Source organism: Lichenihabitans sp. Uapishka_5 (genome assembly GCF_033947565.1).
Classification (GTDB): Bacteria; Pseudomonadota; Alphaproteobacteria; order Rhizobiales; family Beijerinckiaceae; genus Lichenihabitans.
In genome coordinates this window covers 1-4,781 of sequence record NZ_JARPVX010000144.1, presented here as the reverse complement: position 1 = coordinate 4,781, position 4,781 = coordinate 1, and the positions used below count along the sequence as shown (strand labels likewise).

The 4,781-nt window shown below is 68.6% G+C and carries 6 protein-coding genes; 1 reads left to right on the top strand and 5 read right to left on the bottom strand.

Annotation, left to right across the window (positions count from 1 at the left end; genetic code table 11):
- The 5 genes from uvrB to gloB form a co-directional block, all read right to left on the bottom strand.
- Window positions 1-2,172 (bottom strand): excinuclease ABC subunit UvrB (uvrB, locus tag P7D22_RS22290; protein WP_319936448.1); only part of this gene is annotated, 2,172 nt, incomplete at its 3' end.
- 52 nt (window positions 2,173-2,224) lie between these two features.
- Complete coding sequence (locus tag P7D22_RS22285; RefSeq protein WP_319936447.1) at window positions 2,225-2,479, bottom strand: Txe/YoeB family addiction module toxin; 255 nt, start codon at window positions 2,477-2,479, stop codon at window positions 2,225-2,227.
- Window positions 2,476-2,730 (bottom strand): type II toxin-antitoxin system Phd/YefM family antitoxin, encoded by a 255-nt coding sequence (locus tag P7D22_RS22280; RefSeq protein ID WP_319936446.1) that lies wholly within the window; start codon window positions 2,728-2,730, stop codon window positions 2,476-2,478. The genes P7D22_RS22285 and P7D22_RS22280 overlap by 4 nt, the downstream gene beginning before the upstream one ends.
- A gap of 53 nt (window positions 2,731-2,783) precedes the next feature.
- Window positions 2,784-3,221, bottom strand: coding sequence for a cupin domain-containing protein (locus tag P7D22_RS22275; RefSeq protein WP_319936445.1), 438 nt, complete (start codon window positions 3,219-3,221; stop codon window positions 2,784-2,786).
- 4 nt (window positions 3,222-3,225) lie between these two features.
- Window positions 3,226-3,996, bottom strand: coding sequence for a hydroxyacylglutathione hydrolase (gene gloB / locus P7D22_RS22270; protein WP_319936444.1), 771 nt, complete (start codon window positions 3,994-3,996; stop codon window positions 3,226-3,228).
- 156 nt (window positions 3,997-4,152) lie between these two features.
- Between gloB and bla the strand changes: the two genes are divergently transcribed.
- Window positions 4,153-4,781: class A beta-lactamase (gene bla, locus P7D22_RS22265; RefSeq protein WP_319936443.1), on the top strand; the 629-nt coding region annotated here is incomplete at its 3' end.

The following is a 4,781-nucleotide window of genomic DNA, read 5'->3' as shown; positions in this document are numbered from 1 at the left end:
GGCCTCGTAGACCGAGCCGAGGATGTCGGCGATGCCGCGCTTGATCGAGGCGGGCGTGATGCCATGCAGGGTGTTGTAGGCCACCTGCTTTTCGCGGCGGCGCACCGTTTCGGCCATGGCGCGCTCCATCGAGCCCGTGACCTTGTCGGCATAGAGGATGACGCGGCCGTCGACGTTGCGGGCGGCGCGCCCGATGGTCTGCACCAGCGAGGTTTCGGAGCGGAGAAAACCTTCCTTGTCGGCGTCGAGCACCGCCACCAGGGCGCATTCGGGGATGTCGAGGCCCTCGCGCAGCAGGTTGATGCCGACCAGCACGTCGAAGACGCCGAGCCTGAGGTCGCGGATGATCTCGATGCGCTCGATGGTGTCGATGTCGGAATGCATGTAGCGGACCTTCACGGCGTTATCGTGCAGGTATTCGGTGAGGTCCTCGGCCATGCGCTTGGTCAGCACAGTGACGAGCGAGCGGTAGCCGCGCGCCGCGACCTGCTTAATCTCGTCGAGCAGATCGTCGACCTGGGTGCGGACGGGGCGCACCTCGACCGGCGGGTCGATGAGGCCGGTGGGGCGGATCACCTGCTCGACGAAGATGCCTTGCGCGCGCTCCATCTCCCACGGGCCGGGCGTCGCCGAGACGTGCACGGTCTGGGGCCGCATGGCGTCCCATTCCTCGAAGCGCAGCGGCCGGTTGTCCATGCAGGAGGGCAGGCGGAAGCCGTATTCGGCCAAGGTGGCCTTGCGGCGGAAGTCGCCGCGATACATGCCGCCGATCTGCGGCACCGTGACGTGGCTTTCGTCGGTGAAGACCAGCGCATTGTCGGGCAGGTATTCGAACAAGGTTGGCGGCGGCTCGCCGGGCCGCCGCCCGGTGAGGTAGCGCGAATAATTCTCGATGCCCTGGCACGAGCCCGTGGCCTCCAGCATCTCGAGGTCGAAGGTGCAGCGTTGTTCGAGCCGCTGCGCCTCGATGAGGCGGCCGCCTTCGTAAAGCTCCTCGAGCCGGCCCTTCAGCTCGGCCTTGATGGCCTTGATGCTTTGCACCAGCGTCGGGCGCGGCGTGACGTAATGCGAATTGGCGTAGATCTTGATGAAGTCGAGGTCGTTGGTCTTCTTGCCGGTCAGCGGGTCGAACTCGACGATGCTTTCGATCTCGTCGCCGAAGAAGTTCACGCGCCAGCCACGATCCTCGTAATGGGCCGGGAACAGTTCCACGGTGTCGCCGCGCACGCGGAAATTGCCGCGGGTGAAGTCGGGCGTGCGCTTGTATTGCAGGGCCACGAGGTCGGCCAGGAGCTGGCGCTGGTCGATGCGCTCGCCGACCTTCACCGAGAAGGTCATGGCCGTATAGGTTTCGACCGAGCCGATGCCGTAGATGCAGGACACCGAGGCCACGATGATGACGTCGTCGCGCTCGAGCAGCGACCGCGTCGCCGAATGGCGCATGCGGTCGATCTGCTCGTTGATGGTGGATTCCTTCTCGATATAGGTGTCCGAGCGCGGCACATAGGCTTCGGGCTGGTAATAATCGTAGTAGGACACGAAATATTCGACGGCGTTGTTGGGGAAGAAGCTCTTGAACTCGCCGTAGAGCTGCGCCGCCAGGGTCTTGTTGGGCGCCAGGATCAGGGCCGGGCGCTGGGTTTCCTTGATGACCTGGGCCATCGTGAAGGTCTTACCCGAGCCGGTGACGCCGAGCAGCACCTGGTCACGGTCGCTGGCCCGCACGCCCTCCACCAGCTCCTTGATGGCGGTGGGCTGGTCGCCCTTGGGCTCGTAATCGCTGACGAGGTCGAACACCACGCCGCCCTCGGACTTGTCCGGGCGGGGCGGGCGGTGCGGCACCCAGTCGGAGGTGCCGGCCTTGAAGCGCGGGTCGCCGGTCTCGATCAGCGCCTTCAGCACGTCGGCGGTGGCCTGAGCGCCCGAAGGCAGGCGCGGCGACGACTCGGTCTCGGTCGGCTTGATGCGGCGGTTGCCGCCCGGCAGCTTGCTGCCCGGCCGGTCGAGCGTGATGGCCTCGCCTTCGAGCGCCGGCTGCGGCCGCTCGGCCATGCCGCGCGGCTTGGCATTAAGGGCCGGGTTCAGCAGCGCCGCGAGGTGCTCGTCGAGCGGCGCCACATCGGGCCGGGACGCCTTGGCGCGGGAGGGTTTGACGGGTTTCTGAGCGGCCATGCGACCAATATGGCGACTCGGCGGGCCGCGGCCAAGGTGGCGGGGGGACGCGTCAGTAATGATAGCGGCATTGCGCGATCAGCAGGCTTTCGCCCGCAACGCGATAGACCAGCCGGTGCTCCTGCGTCAGCCGGCGCGACCACCAGCCGGACAAAGGCCCCCGCAGCGGCTCCGGCTTGCCGGTGCCCGCAAAGGGCGTGCGGGTGCACTCGCGGATCAGGCCGTTGAGGCGGACCAGCAGCTTGGGATCGGTGGCCTGCCAGTGGAGATAATCCTCCCAGGCCCGCTCATCGAAGACGAGCTTCACTCCGCGAGGTCGCGCTCACGCCCCTCGCCAGCCTCCAGGCTGCGAGTGGCGTCGAGCAGGCGGTCCGCGTTGCGGGGACTGCGAAGGAGGTAGTCGGTCTCGGTCAGGGCCTCGTAATCCTCCAACGACATCAGCACGGCGACCGGCTTGCCGCGGTCGCGGGTGATGGCCACCGGCTCACGATCAGCGCTGACGCTGTCGAGCGTGGCCGCGAGGTTTCGGCGGAAATCACTATAGGAGGTCGAACGCATCGCCTGTTGTACGCGTTCGCGTACCGGCTCGCAAGCGTGGTGCGCCGCCTGCTTCAGCCCCGCGGCACCGGCCGCCAGCCTGGCGGGGCCAGCTCGAAGCCCTCGAAGCGGAATCCCGGCGCCACCGTGCAGCCGACGAGCGTCCAGGCGCCGAGGCTGGTGGCGGTCTGCCAGTGGTGGGCAGGCACCACCAGCTGCGGCATCTGCCCGGCCAGGAGGTCAGGCCCGAGGTGGCGCGCCGTGGCATCGTGGCCGTTGGGCGAGGTGGTCAGCACCAGCGGCGCGCCTGCATGCCAGTGCCACACCTCCACGGCATCGACGCGGTGCCATTCCGACAATTCGCCGACGTCGAGCAGGAACAGGATGGCGGTCGAGCGAGCGCGACCGCTCTCGTCGACCGCCGGATCGCGGAAGGTTTCGCAATAATGGCCACCCTCGGGATGCGGCTTGAGCCCGAGCCGGGCGATCACCTGCCGGGCCGTGAGCGTCATCGGCTCAGGCCCGGTTCTTGCGCTCGCGGATCTCCGTGAAGACCGCGGTCGGGTCGGCGCCCGCCATGCCGATGGCGCGCTGCAGCGCCGGGTCGCCGATACGCAGGAACGGGTTGGTGGCGACCTCGAGCGCGATCGTAGTCGGCACCGTCATCTTGCCGGCCTTGCGCAGCTCTTCCACCTCGGCGGCGCGGGTCTGCAGCAGGGTGTTGTCGGGGTCGACCGTGATGGCGAAGCGGGCGTTGCCGAGCGTATATTCGTGGCCGCAATACACCTTTGTTTCGATCGGCAGGCGCGTCAGCTTCAGGAGCGACGTCACCATCACGGCCATCGGGGTTTCGAACACCCGGCCGCAGCCGAGCGGGAACAAGGTGTCGCCGGCGAACAGGATCGCCTCGTCCTCGAACCAGTACACGATGTGGCCGGCCGTGTGGCCGGGGGTTTCCAGCACTTTGGCGCGCAGCTTGCCGACACTGACGAGATCGCCTTCTGCAACCGCCACATCGACGCCGCCGATCTTCGCCGCCTCCTTGGCGGGCGCCGTGACGCGCGCATCCGGGAAGCGGGCCTTCAGCGCGCCGATGCCCTGGGTATGGTCGGCATGGTGGTGGGTCACCAGGATGTCGGTGAGCGTCCAGCCCTTGGTGGCCAGCGCATCGAGGATGGGAGCCGCTTCCGGGGCGTCGATCGTGGCCGTGCTGCCCGTGGCGGGGTCGTGCAGTAGCACCCCGTAATTGTCCTTGAGGCAGGGGAACTGGTGAACATGGGCCGTCATCCGCGATCTCCGTGGGCGGCCCGATGGCGCGGGCCGATACACGAATCTGGGTCGCGCCCGCCGGCTGTCCAGGGCGCGGCGCCATGGCTTCGCCACGCTGGAACGCCACCACGGTTCTGGCGACGGCGCATGGCCGTCCGGGGAGGGGCTGGGCCTATGCTGACGCGTCGTACCATGATGACCGGAGCGACGCTCTGGGCGGGCAGCCTGCTGCCGGCCGTGGCCGAGCCCGGCCTTGATCCCGCGGAAAGCCTAGCGCGGCTCGAACGGCGGGCCGGAGGCCACCTCGGCGTCGCGATCCTGGCCGCTGATAGTGGCGCTGTGGTCGGCCACCGTCTCGACGAGGCTTTTCCACTCTGCAGCACCCACAAGCTGTTGTCGGCCGCCTTCGTGCTGGCCCGGGCCGAGGCCGGGCAGGACCGGCTCGACCGCCGCATCGCCTACGGGCCGGACGCGTTGCTGCCCTACGCACCCGTCACCAAGCTGCATGCGGGGAGCGGCATGACGCTGGCGGCGCTGTGCGAGGCCGCCGTCACGCTCAGCGACAACACGGCCGCGAACCTGCTGCTCGACAGTTTCGGCGGCCCGCCCGCCCTGACGGCCGCGTTGCGCCGCTGGGGCGACGACGTCACCCGGCTCGACCGCACCGAGCCGACGCTCAACGAGGCGCGGCCCGGCGATCCGCGCGACACCACCACGCCTCGCGCCATGGCGACGCTGCTGCGCAGGATCGCGCTGGGACCGGCCTTGACGGAGGGCTCGCGCGACCTGCTGCAGGGCTGGAT